Raw genomic sequence first — 15053 nt, forward strand, 5'->3', positions numbered from 1 at the left:
GCCCCTCTCCCTCGTTCCTCGGCGGGGGAGAGGGGCCTTTTCCATGGGCGCGCGCATCGGTCGATGCACGGGTCCGGGATCGTCGGAAATCCTTGCGTACACGTGCGTCGCGTCGCCTCCGACGACCACATTCCACGACGGCGTCCTGTTTCCGCGACCAATGTGGAATTCCCCCCGCGAGACCTTGGTGAGTGCGGTAGCGTCCTGTGTCTGCGGGCACAACACGTGTTCTCCTCTGCGCGCACCGTGACGACCCGCGCGGTAAACGCCACACGGACGCGTGCTGTCCGGTGTCCGTGGTAAACGCCGGGGAGGAGCGCAGTGGGACAGTCGGGAGGCGCGGGAAGCGGCATCAGGACTCAGCTCAGCCGCATCGTGCTGATACCCAGCATCACCTTTCTCGCGTTGTTCGTCATGCTCAGCTCCGCCACGCTCGCCCAGGCGGTATCGCTGCGCTCGTCGGTCACCGACGGCCGGGCCGCCACCGAGATCACGACGGCGTTGACGGCGCTTCAACTCGAGCGTCGACTGAGCGCCGAGTACCTCACCGCTCCGGGAGAAGAGACCCGGCGCGCTCTGATGGAGTCCGTCGAGGAGACCGATCTGGCCCTGACGGACGTGCGGGCGGTGCGCTCGACCCTGGAGGCCATCCCCGACACGCGGGAGGGCGGCTTCCTCGAAGCCGTCGACACGGTCGAGACGGTGCGCTCCGCCAACCTGGAGCGCCCCGGCGACCTCGGAGAGACCCTGGACGCCTACACCGAGGCGATCAGGATCGGCGCCCGCCTGTACGAGGGCTCCGTCCGCGGTCTGGACGACGGCCCCGCCGGTGTCGAGGCCGCCGCCACGGGCGACCTGCTCTGGGCCCAGGAGGGCTTCGCCCACGCCGACGCCGTCATCAGCGGCGTCCTGAGCGAGAACTCCCTCGATCGGGAACAGCAGTCCCAGGTCGCCTCGCTGATCGGCGACGCGGATCGCAGATTGGACGCCCTGGCCGAGGGATCCCGGAGCGAGGGGGCCGATGCCGCCGAACGGATCATCGGTTCGCGGGACTGGTCACGTGCCATGGAGATCACCGAGGCCGTCTCCCATTACGAGGCCCCGGTGGAGATCGACCCCTTCACCGGAGAACAGAGTCGCCTTCCGGAGCCGCCCACCGGTATCGGTGACTGGCGTTCGGTCGCCGACGGGGTCGACACCGCCTTGGCGGGCGCCGTCTCCGAACGGTCGCTGGCGGTCGTCTCGGCCGTGGAGGCGGCCGCGGCCCGGATGTTCACCCTGGCCCTGGGCGGCGGCATCATCTCCCTGTTCGCGGGCACCGTGGCCTACGGTGTGGCCGCCCGCTCGGCCGCCCGCCTCACCCACCGCCTCGCCCGACTGAAGGCCGAGGCCCTGGCGGTGGCGCGCAACGACCTGCCCAGGATCGTGCGCCGCCTGGAGGAGGGGGAGAGCGTCGACCTCGACACCGAGATGAAACAGCTCGACCACGGTCGGGACGAGATCGGCCAGGTCGCCGACGCCTTCAACATCGCCCAACGCACCGCGATCGGCGCCGCGGTCAAGCAGGCCGACACCCGGGCCGGGGTCAGCAGGGTCTTCCTCGGGATCGCGCACCGCAACCAGTCCCTGGTCCAGCGTCAACTCCAGCTCCTGGACCGGGTGGAACGCGAAGAGGAGGACCCCGATCTCCTGGAGAGCCTCTTCCAACTCGACCACCTGGCCACGCGCGGACGGCGGCACGCCGAGAACCTCATCATCCTGGGCGGGGCCCAGCCGGGACGGCGCTGGCGCCACCCCGTCCCCCTGGTGGACATCATGCGCGGCGCGATCTCCGAGACCGACGAGTACGCCCGGGTCGAGCTCGCCTCCACCCCGGACCTGTCCCTCGTGGGAGCGGTGGTCGCCGACGTCATCCACCTGCTCGCCGAACTGGTGGAGAACGCCACCGCCTACTCGCCGCCGCACACCGACGTCACCATCCGGACGGAGAAGGTACCCAAGGGGGTGGCGGTCGAGATCGAGGACCGCGGTCTGGGTATGACCGAGGAGGCTCTGGACAAGGCCAACGGGACCCTCGCAGACGCTCCCGAGTTCGACATGATGACCTCGGGCACCGATGGTCGCCTCGGCCTGTTCGTCGTCGCCAGGCTCGCGCACAAGCACGACATCGGGGTGCATCTGCGCTCGTCGCCCTACGGGGGCACCCGGGCCGTGGTCCTCATCCCCAACACCCTCGTCGCGCCCGGGGCGGCCCAGGAGCCCTCCGGAGCCCCCTACCCCATCCGTATGGGGGCCCCGGAACGGGAACGCCTGGGCCCCGCCGACCTGCTCTCGGCCGGCGCCGAGCAGCGGACCCGGGCCGTACGCCCGATGCTGCGCCCGGTGCCCGAACACCCGGAGGAGACCCGGGAGGACCGTCGGGTCGAACACGCCCCCGCCCCCCTCCTCCGCCAGGTCCCGGACCTGCGGCCCGCCGAACGCGACCTGCCGGTCGAGGGAGGGGCCCCGGCGCCACTGCCCAAACGTGAGGCCCGCCGGAGCGGAGGCGCCGAACGCGCGAGGCCCATCGCCGCGGCACGGACGACCGGGGCCGATCACGGAGGCGACATCGAGATCGAACAGGACAACGGTCGGGTCGGCGCCGGACCCGATCGGGAGGGACTGCCCAGACGTAGGAAGCAGGCCAGTCTGGCCCCTCAACTCCGCGATGGCGCCTCGTCCGCGTCGTCCTCCCCGCCGACGTCGACGCGGCGTACCCCCGAACAGGCGCGCCGCATGATGGACGCCTTCAGCGCGGGGACGCGGCGTGGCCGGGCCGGGGACGTCGGCGCGGACGAGCACGGACACAGCAGTGATGACCAGGTCGGTGCAGGAGCCGACGACCACACGGGAGAGAGCGACTGAGATGGTGGGCAAGAGCAAGGCCGCGGACAACCTGGACTGGCTCCTGGACGATCTGGTCGACCGCGTCGTCGGGGCCGGCCACGCGATCGTGCTGTCGGCCGACGGACTGCTGCTGGGCCGTTCCCGAGGACTCAGGCCGGAGGACGCCGAGCACCTGTCGGCGCTGGCCTCGGCCTTTCAGAGTCTGGCACGGGGCACCGGCAGGCACTTCGGAGGCGGCGACGTCCGACAGACCGTGGTGGAGATGGAGTACTCCTATCTCTTCGTCACGGCGGCGGGGGCGGGAGCCTGTCTGGCGGTCCTGGCGACCGAGGACGCGGACGTGGGGCTGGTCGCCTATGAGATGAACCTGCGGGTCAAGCGGGTGGGGGAGTTCCTCACCGCCGCGCCACGCAGGCCCGGCCAACTCACGGCCATGGGAGGTGCCGGCTCATGAGCACCTCGAAGGGCCGGCACGGGGAGTCCCCACCCGTGCCCCGGGAGGGGGGCCGGTATCACGGTCGTGGCCACCCCGTCTCCGAGGGGCCCTCCACGGGGCTTCTGCCCAAGGACACCTCCGCCGGACCCCTCGTACGCCCTTACACCATGACCAAGGGACGGACCCGACCCGCCGCCGCGGGGCGGGGGCTGGACCTGATCACCATCGTGATGGCGGCCCGAGACCCCGGTGAGCGTTCGCGCGGCCCCGAGCGGCAGGCGATCCTCGACCTGTGCCGGCGCCCCATCTCGGTGGCGGAGATCTCCGCGCGTCTGGACATCCCGTTGACCGTGGTCAAGGTGCTCCTGGGGGACCTCGTCGCAGAAGGGGACGTCCGTACCCGGGCGGCCACGCCCATGACCCAGCTTCCCGAGAAGAAAGTACTTCAGGCGGTACTCGATGGCATCCGCAGACTCTGAGAACCGGTCGAGCGCGTACGAGGCGATCCCCCAGGCCGTCAAGATCATCGTCGCCGGAGGGTTCGGCGCGGGCAAGACCACCCTGGTCGGGGCCGTCAGCGAGATCACCCCGCTCAGCACCGAGGAGGTGATGACCGAGGCCAGCTACGGCGTCGACGACCTGGGCGGTGTGGAGAACAAGACCACCACCACGGTGGCGCTCGACTTCGGCCGCATCACCATCAACGACGACATCGTGCTCTACCTCTTCGGCACCCCGGGCCAGGATCGGTTCTGGTTCATGTGGGACGAGTTGGTGGAAGGCGCGCTGGGCGCGGTGGTCCTGGCGGACACCCGCCGGCTCGACACCTGTTTCCACGCGGTGGACTTCTTCGAACAGCGCGGGGTGCCCTTCGTGGTGGCGGTCAACCGCTTCGACGGATCCACCCCCTACCGGGCGGAGGAGGTGCGTGAGGCCCTCGACCTCTCCGACGCGGTTCCGGTCCTGGTGGCGGACGCCCGTGAACGCGAATCCGCCAAAGAGGTCCTCGTCTCCCTGGTGACGCACGTCATCGACGGCCGTAGGCCGGCGATGAGCGGTTGACCCGGGATCCCCTGGGCACGAGGCCCGGGAGGCCCGTTATACGTTCAGGACATACACCCCTGAATGTGGTGTTGAACGCTACAATGTCGCGGCAGCGACCACCGCTTGTCCGCCATCCGCCCTCTCGTCTGAATCCTGGTATGCGAAACTCTGACCGACTTCCCCCACGCGAACTGCCCAAGCGGCGCTCCGGACGTCACCGCAATCCCCTGTCCTTCGACAGTTGGTTCGGCACCCCCGCTCTGATCATGGCGGTCCCGGGTACGGCCGATCAGGCCCGGGGGGCCGACGGCGAGTCGATCGGCGCCCGGATGGCCGACCTCGTCCGCGCCTACCGCCCCGAGGTCACCATCCGCTACGGGCACCTCGAGGGCGACCGAGAGACCCTGACCGAGGCCCTGGCCGACCTGAAGGGCGGGGACGACCGCCCGCTCACCGGGGTCGTGGTCCCGTTGGTCACCGCCCCCCACGCGGCCGTGAACGCCGAGATCGAGGCCGCCGTGGCCCGCTCGGGCGCCAACGTGAGGATCACCGAGGGACTCGGTCCGCACCCGATGCTCGCCGAGGTCCTCCACCTGCGTCTGGCCGAGTCCGGGTTCGTCCGGGCCGACCGGATGCGCCTGATCAGCGTCACCGCGCGCAACACCACCATGGCCGACGGCGTCGTCGTCGGTGCCGTCGGTGGTGAGGGCGCCGTGGGTGCCGCCGGTGTGAGCGCGGTGCTGCTCGCGGCCCGTCTGGGCCTGACGGTGCTCCCCGCCGACCTGGAGGACGAGGCCGCCATGGACCAGATCATGGCGCAGCTCCGGCAGGGAGGCATCCGACGTCCCGTCATCGCCCCCAGTGCCCTGGGGCCGGAGTTCCCGGCCCATAGACTCCAGGAGCTGGCCGAACGCCACGGGGCCCGCCCCGGCGCGCCTCTGGGCGCCGACAGCCTGCTCGGCAAGATCGCCGCCCTGCGCTACGCCGAGGTCCTGAACTCCCTGGGTGTCGAGCAGCCTCCCACCGTGGACGAGCTGCCCGCGCCGGTGGGTTCCCGACACCGCCCCGAGTCCTGAGACGCGACACGCCCCGCCAGGAACCACGACAGGGCCGCCCCGGAGACGGGGCGGCCCTGTTCTGTCTTTCGCGGTCCTGACCTGCGCGTTCAGCCGCATCCAAGGTCCACCTAGCATGTTTCGGCCCGGTTTTCCCGAGCGCGTGGATAACTATTCGTGATTGTTCGACAGCGTACGGCAATGTTTTTTCGATAGCCTCGGCAGGACCGAAAGCCGCCGTGGCACCTCTCCCGGAAGCCTCGGCACCCCGCATGGGCTGGAGGGGCCATGCTCAGAAACCACGCGTCCAACAGGACGATCCGCGGTCAGCTCACGCGCATCGTCCTCATCCCGAGCCTGTGCTTTCTCGCGCTCTGGCTGATCGTCGCGGCCATCGGCACCGCCCAGGCCGTTCAGCTCATGAGCGCGGTAGGACAGGCGCGTCAGGGCACGGAGGTCCTTTCCGTCGCGGCCGAGGAGCTGCGGACCGAGCGCCGTCTGTCCCTGGTCCACCTCGGGGAACAGGACAGAGGAGACGTCTCGACGGTCGAAGAGGAGTTGGAGCGACAGCGCTCCGAGAGTGACGAGGCCCTGGCCGAGGCCGTCGAGCTGGCCACCGACCTCGTCGGGGATCGCGACGACGAACTCCAACGAGGCGCGGGCATCGTCCAGGAGACACCGGAGGGGGTCGAACGGCTCCGAGAGATGGTCGACGAGCATTCGACCGACCGGGAGCACATCCTGGTCGGCTACCGCACGCTCATAGAGTCCCTGCTGAACACCTCCGCGGCCCTCATCAACACGACCGACGGAGGAGAGAACCTCACCGACGCCGTGGTGGCCAGGGAACTCGTCAACGCCCGAGAGGACTACGCGACCGCGGACGCCCTGCTCGCCGGGGTCATCGCCGCCGAACGCATGACCTATGAGGAGACGGCGCACTTCACCTTCCTCACCGCCTCCTACCGGGCCACGCTGGACGGCACCGTCAACGCGATGCCGGCCGGACTCAGGAACGAGTACCGGGCCTCGACCGAGGAACCCACCTGGGAGGCGGCCGAACAGCTCAGCCGACGCGTGGTCACCCGGCCCCCCGTGGCCGAAGGGGGCGACGGGGTCGACGGAGCGCCGTTGAGCGAATGGAACTCCGAGGTCGAGGTCGGGGCGGAGGAATGGGACGCCTCGTCCATCCCGTCCGTCCACGCCCTGGACACCCTGGCCCGCGAACAGACCGAACGCACCGTCGACCTGGCCTGGAGCGCCGCGCTCCTGAGGGTCTGGCTGGGCGTCGCCGGGGCCGCCGTCACCCTGCTCGGCGGGGTGTTCGCGATCGCCCTGGTGGGACGCTCCTCCCGACGCCTGAGCGAACGCCTCTCGTCGCTGCGGGAACAGATCCTGGACCGCGACGCCGACCTGCCCGAGATCGTCGAACGGGCCCAACAGGGCCGCAAGGTCGACGTCATCGACGAGCTCCCGCCCTTGGACGAACAGGGCGACGATGAGATCGGCCAGGTCGCCGAGGCCTTCGACAGCGCCCAGATCACCGCGGTCGAGGCCGCCGTCCGTCAGGCGGAGATCCGCCGCGGCGCCAACCGCGCCTTCCTCGGTATCGCCTTCCGCAACCAGACCCTCGTCCAACGACAGCTGCGCCTGCTCGACGAGATCGAGTACAACGAGCAGAACCCCGACGCCCTGCGCCGACTCTTCCGACTCGACCACCTGGCGACCCGGGCCCGCCGCTACGCGGACAACCTCATCATCCTCGGTGGCGGACAGTCCGCCCGCCGTTGGCGCCAACCCCGACCGGTCCTCGACGTGCTGCGCGCCGCCATCGCCGAGACCGAGGACTACGAAAGGGTCCGCCTCACCTCGGCGCCCCGTGTGCTCATGCACGGACAGGCGGTCGCCGACATCGTCCACCTGCTCGCGGAACTGGTGGAGAACGCCACCCAGTTCTCCCCGGCGGGCACCCCGGTGGACGTGGGCTGCACCCCCGTGACCGGAGGACTGCTGGTGGAGATCGAGGACCGCGGGCTCGGCATGTCCGAACAGGGCTACGCGGCCGCCGAGCGCACCCTCACCCGGCCACCGGAGTTCGACGTGATGGCGCTGCCGGACGACCCCCGCCTGGGGCTGTTCGTCGTCGCCCGTCTCGCCGAGCGTCACGGCATCCGGGTCTGGCTCCACCCCTCGCCCTACGGGGGTACCCGGGCCACCGCCCTGGTCCCCGACAGCCTGCTCGAACCCGCCGACAACCCGATCGCCGCGGTGAGCCCCTCCGACGGCACCCCCAATTTCCCGGGCCCCCTGGGACAGCCCACGCCCCACCCGGTGCGTGTCTCGGGACCCCAGAACCCCTCCTCCCCCTCCGGCCCCCAGGGGACGGTCGGCCGCACCGGTCCGCACGGCTCCTTCGAAGGCTCGGGGCCCCAGGGTCCCTTCGGCCCCTCCGGGCCGAACGGGACCGGGCCCTTCCCGACCAGGACACCACCAGGAGGACACAGTGAACGCTGAGGGTCGCCACGCCCGCCGCGAGGAATGGAGGGAGGCCCCGCGGACCGAGCCGCGACGGTCACCACGTCACGAGGAGGTGGAGGACGACGAACGCTTCCTGCGTCCCTACGCCATCGACGTGGGGATCCCGGAACGGGCCGGGAGCGTCGGAAACGGCCACGCCGACCTCGACCTGCTCACCCTCGTGGTCGCGGCGAGAACCCCGGGTCATCGCGAATGGCTCAGACCCGAGCGCGAGGCCCTTCTCCTCCACGCCCTGCGGGCCAGGACCATCGTCGAACTCGCCGCCGAGGTCGGACTGCCGGTCGGCCAGGTCCGGGGCATGGTGGCCGAGATGATGGAGGAGGGGGCCCTCCAACGTTGCGGCCCCTCCCGCCCTCTCGAACGCCAGGACATCCTGCACGCCGTCCTGGTCGGATTGCGCGCCCTCTGAAGAGGATCGGTCCCCGCCGCCCGGGGACCGCCGGGACACCCGGACGCCGGAGCGCGGACGCGCCTTGCTAGCGTGCGCCCATGCGCAGCACCGAACACATCGGCATCATCGGGGCGGGGATCGTCGGCCTGGCCCTGGCCCGCCACATCGCCCTCCACCGCCCCGGCACCCGGGTCACCGTCCTGGAGAAGGAGAACCGGGTCGCCGCCCACCAGACCGGTCACAACAGCGGGGTCGTGCACGCGGGCCTGTACTACCGGCCCGGATCCCTCAAGGCCACGCTCTGCCGTCGGGGCGTCGGCCTGCTCCGTGAGTACTGCGCGGAGCACGACCTGCCCTACCGGGAGGTCGGAAAGCTCCTCGTCGCGGTCAACGCCGAAGAGGAGGCCCGCCTCGACGACATCGAGCGTCGGGCCGAGGAGAACGGCGTCCCGGGCGTCACCCGACTCGGCCCCGACGGCATCCGAGAGATCGAGCCCCACTCGGTGGGACTTGCCGCGCTGCACTCGCCCACGACGGCCATCACCGACTACGTCGCCATCGCCGAGCAGCTCGCCGACGACCTGCGGCGTTCGGGGGGAATCGTCCTGCTCAACACCCCCGTCATCGACGTGCGACAGGACCACGACGGCACCGAGGTCCTCACCGGAGACCCCAAGGGCGAACGGGTCATCCACCGCTTCGACCGATTGATCGTCTGCGGCGGACTCCAGAGCGATCGACTCGCCGCGATGGCGGGGGCCGACGCCGACCCCAGGATCGTCCCCTTCCGCGGTCACTACCACGAGATCGTCCCCGAACGCCGGGACCTCGTACGCGGGCTCCTCTACCCCGTACCCGACCCCCGCTACCCCTTCCTCGGCGTGCACCTGACCCGCCACGTCCACGGCGAGGTCATGGCGGGCCCCAACGCGATCCTGGCCACGGCGCGCGAGGGCTACCGCGCCCGTGACCTGGTCCCTCGGGAACTCGCGAAGACCCTCTCCTGGCCCGGTTTCTGGCGGCTGGCCCGCCGACACTGGACGGTGGGCGCGCGGGAGACGTTCGTCTCCGCCTCCCGCTCGGTCTTCGCCGCCCAGGCACGTCGTCTGCTTCCCGAGATCACCGCCGCCGACCTGCGTCCCGCCGAGGCGGGGGTGCGCGCCCAGGCGCTCGGCCGGGACGGTTCCCTCTTGGACGACTTCCATGTGGACACCCGAGGGCGTGTGGTCTGCGTGCGCAACGCGCCCTCTCCCGCGGCGACCTCCTCCCTGGCGATCGCCGAGTTCCTCTATGACGGGTACGTCGCCGGGTGGTGACCCGTCCCGTGTCGGTCCGGGCGTGTCGGAGCGGGGTTGTCCACAGGTTCGAGGACACTCTGGTACCGGACCCCCTCCCCGGCCGACCATGGAGGTATCCGGTGGTCCGGGACGGTCCCGAGGTCACCGGTGGAGGTGACCATGCCCCTGACCAGGTGGGCCCTCGTGGTCCTCACCACCGTGCTCTCACTCGTTCTCACCGCGGCGGGCGCCGCCGCCGGCCCCAGAGGAGGACCCTTGGACGGATTCACCATCACCCACCTGCCCGAGACGGTCGGACCACAGGCCTCGCCCTCGGACTTCTCCTACGAGTGGGAGGACGTCGTCTTCACCACCCGGGCCTGGGAACAGGCCAAGGAGGGCGGGGGCTTCCAGGTGGTGCTCCAGGTCCTGGTGATGCGGGGGGAGGGGCTCACCGACCTGGCCTCGGTCCGTTCCTTCCTCGCCCACTACCACGAACGGGATCCCGACTCCTGGGATCTGGCCGACTTCGACCGCGACGACACGTCGGGGCTCTACGGGGCCGCCGAGGCCTTCTGGGTCCCCGAGAAGGGGGTCGCCGTGGAGGTCCGTGACACCTCGGGGCTGTTGGGGACGGACGAGATGCTCGCCGTCGCCCGGGGGATCACGCCCGGCGAGAACCCGGCCTGATCGAGAAGGTGAGGGGGCGCCCTCGTACACGAGAGCGCCCCCTCATGGGGCCGGGCCGGATCAGCAGCCCTCCAACACCTCACGCATGGCGGCCTCCTCGGCGGGATCCACACTCAGGTCCCACACGTGCTTGACCTCGATCCAGGCCGTCACGTACTCGCAGTGGAAGGACTCCAACGGGGGCAGCCAGTCCCCGGGGTCGGCATCACCCTTGGAACGGTTGCTCGACGCGCTGACCGCCCACAGCTGGGGCGATTCCTCCAGGTCGTTGGCGAAACGGCGGCGCTCCTCGGTCGACCAGGCGTGGGCACCCGAACGCCACCCCTCCTTCAACGGGACCAGGTGGTCGATGTCGATGTCCTGCGGGTCGGTGAAGGTCTCGCCGTCGAACACGCTGTACCAACTGCCCGAGACCGGCCGGCAGTCGTCGTCGGTCTCCACACCCTCGCCGTCCCGGACCAGGACCATCTGTCGGGTGGTGCAGTTGCCCTCCACCCCGCGGTCCCAGTGGGGGAAGAGGCCCCGGTCGTAACCGTCGGGATCGTTCTCCTCCTCGACTCGCAGTTCGTCCAGCCAGGCCCTGGCCTGGTCGACATCGGTGGCGGAGGCCCCGGGGGAGGGGTTCGCGTCGGGGGTGCTCTCGCCGACCTCCAGGTCGATCACACCGAGCTGTTGCAGCACGACCACGACGATCACGACCACGCCGATCAGCGTGCTGATGATCGCCGTCGGCCGGGAGGCGGACTTGCCGCCCTTACCGGAGGACTTCTCTGACATGCAGGGGACTCCAACCTCTGTGCTCCCGCACCGAGCGGGGGATGATCAGGCCCTTCAAGGGTGGACCATCACGGGGGCGGCGCGGAATGCCACCGAGGGTCGTGTACGCCTCATCGGCGCGGCCAAGGCCGAGGTGCGGGGGAGAAGTGGCCGGTACGGGAGCGTCTAGGTTCGGCGTTCGAGGAGAAGGACGATCCCGTCGACCAACAGGGCGAAGCTCTCGTCGACGTCCTCCGGAAGTCCGAAGCCGCCGTTGATCTCCAGGTCGACGAACCCGTGCAGAGAACTGCGCAATGTCCGGATCGTGTGCACCATCCTCTCCTCGGGGATGGCGAACCCTCGAAGGACCGACGCGATGACCTCGACGGGTCGGGCGAACAACGCGTGGGCCTCGGCGTCCTCCGGCCGCGGTACCCGCTGCAACGACGTGTAACACCCCGGACGTTCGTGCGCGTACCTCCGATAGGCCAGGGAGAGGGCGTGCACCGCCTCGGCACCGGAACGGCCGGTCACGGCGGAGCGCAGACGGTCGGCCAGTTCCGTCACGGAGGCCAGGGCCACCCCGCGGCGCAGCTCGTCCAGGCCGGCGACGTGTTTGTACAGGCTGGGGGTGGCCACGCCCAACCTTCTGGCCAGGGCGGCGGGTGAGAGCGAGTCGAAGCCACTCTCGTCGCACAGGCGGGCGGCCTCGGCCACGACCGACTCCGGGGTGAGTCCGGCCCTAGGCATCGGCGTTCACCCGCTCGACGAGATCGAGCAGCACGGAGGAGACCACGTCGGGGCGTTGGGACTGCGCGTAGTGGCCGCACTCGGGGACCATCACCGCGCGGCCGTCGACGACGGAGGCGACCCACTCCGCCTCGGAGCGGGGGTCCTTCCAGTCCGGGTCCAGTTCTCCCATGATCACGACCGCCTCCGCCGCCAGGTCCTCGGCACGATCGATCGTCTCGTTGGGGGCCTGAAGGGTCTTCGTGATCGCCCGACGACGATCGGTGGTACGGGTCATCCGGCGGATCCGCTCCTTCTGTTCCTCGTGCCCCTCGGGGGTGCGTCCGGCGTGGAGCCGGTCATAGACGAAGGTGAGCGCCCGGGCGGCCCAAGGGCGCATGAGCAGGGTCCGATACAGGGTCCGCGCCACCGGACCCGGGGGAGAGGGCCGAAGGAAGGGGCCGAGCAGGGCGATGCCGGACACCAGGTCGGGGCGTTCGAGGGCCGCGATGGTCACGGCCGCGGCCCCCATCGAGTTCCCGGCCATGACCACCCGCTCCGCTCCCAGTTCCTCGGCCAGGGCGAGCACGTCGGTCGAGGTCGAACGACTGTCGTAGGAGGTGAACGTGGTGTCGCTGTCACCGTGGCCGCGCAGGTCCATGACGGCGACCCGGTGGCCGGCGGCGGCGAGTTCCCGGCCGACGAGGCGGAAGGATGCCCGGTGATCGAACATGCCCGGTACGCAGATCACCAGGGTCCCGTCGGTGTCGTTCCCGTAGAGGTCGTAGGCGATCCGTCCTTCGGGGCGTCGAAGGTGGTGCATGATGGTCCCTCTTCCGTTCGGCTAATGCTGTTAGCTTTAAAGCTAATGTCATTAGCCACGAAGGTCAAGAGGGGTGACGTGGACGACATCGGAGGGGTGTCCGCGTCGTGACGATGGGCGTCGGTCCCCATGGCACCGGCCCGATCGCCGTCTCCACGGGGCCGTACACGTGGACCCCGGGGGCTCCGAGGGGGCGGGGGGCGCGGGAAAGTCTCTTCGTGGCCGTGGGAACAGGCCCTACACTGCTAGGCAGATCGGGCCGCGGGGCCCGCCTATCCGACAGAGAGCTACACCGTGATCGACATCATCGACGAACTCCAGTGGCGCGGACTGATCGCGCAGACGACCGACCTTGACGCACTCCGCAAGGCGCTGGCCGATGGTCCGATCACCCTCTATTGCGGCTTCGATCCGACCGCGGGCAGCCTGCACGTCGGACACCTCACCCAGGCGCTGACCCTGGCCCGTTTCCAGCGGGCCGGCCACAGGCCTATCGCCCTGGTCGGTGGGGGGACGGGTCTCATCGGAGACCCCAAGCCCAACGCCGAGCGGCAGATGAACTCGCCGGAGACGGTCCGCGGATGGGTCGGCAACCTCGCTGGCCAGCTCTCCTCCTTCCTGCGCTTCACACCGGAGGGGGAGACGCCCGCGCCGACCGACGCGATCCTCGCCGACAACGGTGAGTGGCTGGGCCAGATCAACGCGATCGAGTTGTTGCGCGACATCGGCAAGCACTTCAGCGTCAACCAGATGCTGGCCCGTGAGACGGTCAAGAGCCGCCTCGACGGAGACGGGATGAGCTACACCGAGTTCAGCTACGTGCTGCTCCAGTCCTACGACTACGTGGAGCTCTACCGCCGCTACGGGTGCGTCCTCCAGACCGGTGGTTCCGACCAGTGGGGCAACATCACCGCCGGCCTGGACCTGGTCCGCCGGATCGAGGGCAACGAGCCCCACGGGGCCGCGCACGGTCTGACCACGAACCTGCTCACCAAGGCCGACGGCACCAAGTTCGGCAAGACCGAGTCCGGCACCGTCTGGCTCGATCCCGAACTGACCTCGCCGTACGCCTTCTACCAGTTCTGGTTCAACGCCGACGACCGCGACGTCTCCCGCTACCTCAAGGTGTTCACCTTCCTGTCCCAGGAGGAGATCGCCGACCTGGAGCGTCAGACCGAGGAGCGGCCGCAGGCGCGTGCCGCGCAGCGTGTCCTCGCCGAGCAGCTCACCACGCTGGTCCACGGCGAGGAGGAGACGCGCAAGGTCAAGGAGGCCAGCCTGGCCCTCTTCGGCCGGGCCGATCTCGGTGAGCTGGACGCGCGCACGCTGGAGTCCGCCCTCTCCGAGGTGCCCAAGGCCGAGGTGGAGGGGCCGGTGACAGAGATGCTGGTCACCGACCTGTTCGCGTTGAGCGGGCTGACCCCGAGCAAGTCGGCGGCCCGTCGCGCGGTGCAGGAGGGCGGTGCCTACGTGAACAACGTGAAGGTCACCGACGTCGAGGCGAGGCTGAGCGTGGACGACGTGCTCCAGGAGCGGTTCGTCGTGCTGCGCAAGGGCAAGCGCAATGTCGGTGGCGTCGTCCTGAAGGGCTGACGGCGACTGCCACCGGGCCGTCGAAGGACGGAAGAGGGGCCGATCTCCGATAGGGGGTCGGCCCCTCGCCCATCCGGTACCCAAGGCGAGGTTTGGACTCGACATGATCCGGGCAAGACGGTTCATGTCTGACAACAGCCGACGTGATCGTGTGACCCGGTGTGGGGTCCGCGTGAGTCGAGGGCCTTGAGAAGCCGCCCGCACAGGGGCGATCGAGGCCCGGATCGCCCTGATGGTGGTCGATCCGGGTCCGGACTTGACGTCCTCTCAAGGTGTGTCTACACTCGATCGAGTCGCTGCGGAACGGTGAGCGGTCTTCGATGATCGACTCGGACCCGGGCCGCGCTCTTCGACACCCTCTTCGATCAAGCCTGGTTCGAGCAGTGCTCGGAGCATGTAAACTCGCAGAGTCGCTTCTTCCGAAAAGGGACGCGGAAACGCGGAACTCGAAAGAAAAGCGAAATCGGGCTTTACCCCGATCGGGAACACCGAAAACCGCCGAGTTGCGGGACACGGAAGACCTGATAAAGTAAAGACACAACACAGCGGGAAACACCGGAAACGGTGCGAACGCGAACAAAGCCTTCCACGGAAGAGCGGAACGGGACATCGGTTCCGGAGCTTGTACGGGAAGCGTGATTGTTTCTTGAGAACTCAACAGCGCGTGTTTGATTTTCTTTAAGCCATGTTTGTTTTGGCCCCGACCACACTTCGGTGTGGAGGGTTCCTTTGATTGGTCACGAGAGTGACCGGTCAGGATTTCTTCTAGGTTTACCCTTCCCAGGCTGATCTTCGGGTCGCCGGGTCGGGTTGAGTGACCTTTATGGAGAGTTTG

Annotated in this window: 13 protein-coding genes; 10 read left to right on the forward strand and 3 right to left on the reverse strand. The window is 69.5% G+C overall.

The window, feature by feature from the left end:
* Window positions 1–321 precede the first annotated feature (321 nt).
* The 9 genes from TR33_RS15410 to TR33_RS15450 all read left to right on the forward strand — a co-directional run bounded on the left by TR33_RS15410 (window position 322) and on the right by TR33_RS15450 (window position 10317).
* On the forward strand, window positions 322–2904 hold the full coding sequence (locus TR33_RS15410) for a sensor histidine kinase (protein ID WP_042283775.1): 2583 nt from the start codon (window positions 322–324) through the stop codon (window positions 2902–2904).
* Window position 2905: 1 nt separating this feature from the next.
* Window positions 2906–3340, forward strand: a complete 435-nt coding sequence (locus TR33_RS15415; protein ID WP_014908347.1) for a roadblock/LC7 domain-containing protein — start codon at window positions 2906–2908, stop codon at window positions 3338–3340.
* A complete protein-coding gene (locus TR33_RS15420; protein ID WP_014909266.1) occupies window positions 3337–3801 on the forward strand; it encodes a DUF742 domain-containing protein in 465 nt (154 codons plus the stop codon). Before TR33_RS15415 ends, TR33_RS15420 begins: the two co-directional genes overlap by 4 nt.
* The gene (locus TR33_RS15425) at window positions 3782–4384 is read left to right on the forward strand and encodes a GTP-binding protein (RefSeq protein ID WP_014912751.1); all 603 of its coding nucleotides are present in this window, start codon (window positions 3782–3784) and stop codon (window positions 4382–4384) included. Before TR33_RS15420 ends, TR33_RS15425 begins: the two co-directional genes overlap by 20 nt.
* A 140-nt stretch (window positions 4385–4524) precedes the next feature.
* Complete coding sequence (locus tag TR33_RS15430; protein ID WP_026125111.1) at window positions 4525–5442, forward strand: sirohydrochlorin chelatase; 918 nt, start codon at window positions 4525–4527, stop codon at window positions 5440–5442.
* Window positions 5443–5709: 267 nt separating this feature from the next.
* The gene (locus TR33_RS15435; RefSeq protein ID WP_014908176.1) at window positions 5710–7935 is read left to right on the forward strand and encodes a sensor histidine kinase; all 2226 of its coding nucleotides are present in this window, start codon (window positions 5710–5712) and stop codon (window positions 7933–7935) included.
* The gene (locus TR33_RS15440) at window positions 7925–8368 is read left to right on the forward strand and encodes a DUF742 domain-containing protein (protein WP_042283777.1); all 444 of its coding nucleotides are present in this window, start codon (window positions 7925–7927) and stop codon (window positions 8366–8368) included. Before TR33_RS15435 ends, TR33_RS15440 begins: the two co-directional genes overlap by 11 nt.
* Window positions 8369–8448: 80 nt before the next feature.
* Window positions 8449–9666, forward strand: a complete 1218-nt coding sequence (gene lhgO, locus TR33_RS15445; RefSeq protein WP_026125112.1) for an L-2-hydroxyglutarate dehydrogenase — start codon at window positions 8449–8451, stop codon at window positions 9664–9666.
* 141 nt (window positions 9667–9807) lie between these two features.
* Window positions 9808–10317 (forward strand): hypothetical protein, encoded by a 510-nt coding sequence (locus tag TR33_RS15450; protein WP_014908255.1) that lies wholly within the window; start codon window positions 9808–9810, stop codon window positions 10315–10317.
* Between the two features lie 60 nt (window positions 10318–10377).
* Here the strand turns inward: TR33_RS15450 and TR33_RS15455 are convergent, their stop codons facing one another.
* The 3 genes from TR33_RS15455 to TR33_RS15465 all read right to left on the reverse strand — a co-directional run bounded on the left by TR33_RS15455 (window position 10378) and on the right by TR33_RS15465 (window position 12625).
* Entirely contained in the window at window positions 10378–11094 is a 717-nt protein-coding gene (locus TR33_RS15455; RefSeq protein WP_017535160.1) for an HNH endonuclease family protein, read from the reverse strand.
* Between the two features lie 165 nt (window positions 11095–11259).
* Window positions 11260–11823: a TetR/AcrR family transcriptional regulator gene (locus TR33_RS15460; protein ID WP_017535161.1), complete on the reverse strand. Its 564-nt coding sequence runs from the start codon at window positions 11821–11823 to the stop codon at window positions 11260–11262.
* A complete protein-coding gene (locus TR33_RS15465; RefSeq protein WP_017535162.1) occupies window positions 11816–12625 on the reverse strand; it encodes an alpha/beta fold hydrolase in 810 nt (269 codons plus the stop codon). Before TR33_RS15465 ends, TR33_RS15460 begins: the two co-directional genes overlap by 8 nt.
* A gap of 294 nt (window positions 12626–12919) precedes the next feature.
* On the opposite strand from TR33_RS15465, the gene tyrS reads away from it, so the two are divergent.
* Window positions 12920–14218: a tyrosine--tRNA ligase gene (gene tyrS / locus TR33_RS15470; protein ID WP_014910063.1), complete on the forward strand. Its 1299-nt coding sequence runs from the start codon at window positions 12920–12922 to the stop codon at window positions 14216–14218.
* Window positions 14219–15053: the final 835 nt, after the last annotated feature.

It is taken from the genome of Nocardiopsis alba (assembly GCF_000710955.1).
Classification (GTDB): Bacteria; Actinomycetota; Actinomycetes; order Streptosporangiales; family Streptosporangiaceae; genus Nocardiopsis; species Nocardiopsis alba.

Coding starts and splice junctions, on each gene's coding strand:
- TR33_RS15425 (WP_014912751.1), top strand. CDS start 3,782: ATGGCATCCGCAGACTCTGAGAACCGGTCGAGCGCGTACGAGGCGATC.
- TR33_RS15415 (WP_014908347.1), top strand. CDS start 2,906: ATGGTGGGCAAGAGCAAGGCCGCGGACAACCTGGACTGGCTCCTGGAC.
- TR33_RS15465 (WP_017535162.1), bottom strand. CDS start 12,625: ATGCACCACCTTCGACGCCCCGAAGGACGGATCGCCTACGACCTCTAC.
- TR33_RS15455 (WP_017535160.1), bottom strand. CDS start 11,094: ATGTCAGAGAAGTCCTCCGGTAAGGGCGGCAAGTCCGCCTCCCGGCCG.
- TR33_RS15450 (WP_014908255.1), top strand. CDS start 9,808: ATGCCCCTGACCAGGTGGGCCCTCGTGGTCCTCACCACCGTGCTCTCA.
- TR33_RS15435 (WP_014908176.1), top strand. CDS start 5,710: ATGCTCAGAAACCACGCGTCCAACAGGACGATCCGCGGTCAGCTCACG.
- TR33_RS15430 (WP_026125111.1), top strand. CDS start 4,525: ATGCGAAACTCTGACCGACTTCCCCCACGCGAACTGCCCAAGCGGCGC.
- lhgO (WP_026125112.1), top strand. CDS start 8,449: ATGCGCAGCACCGAACACATCGGCATCATCGGGGCGGGGATCGTCGGC.
- TR33_RS15460 (WP_017535161.1), bottom strand. CDS start 11,823: ATGCCTAGGGCCGGACTCACCCCGGAGTCGGTCGTGGCCGAGGCCGCC.
- TR33_RS15420 (WP_014909266.1), top strand. CDS start 3,337: ATGAGCACCTCGAAGGGCCGGCACGGGGAGTCCCCACCCGTGCCCCGG.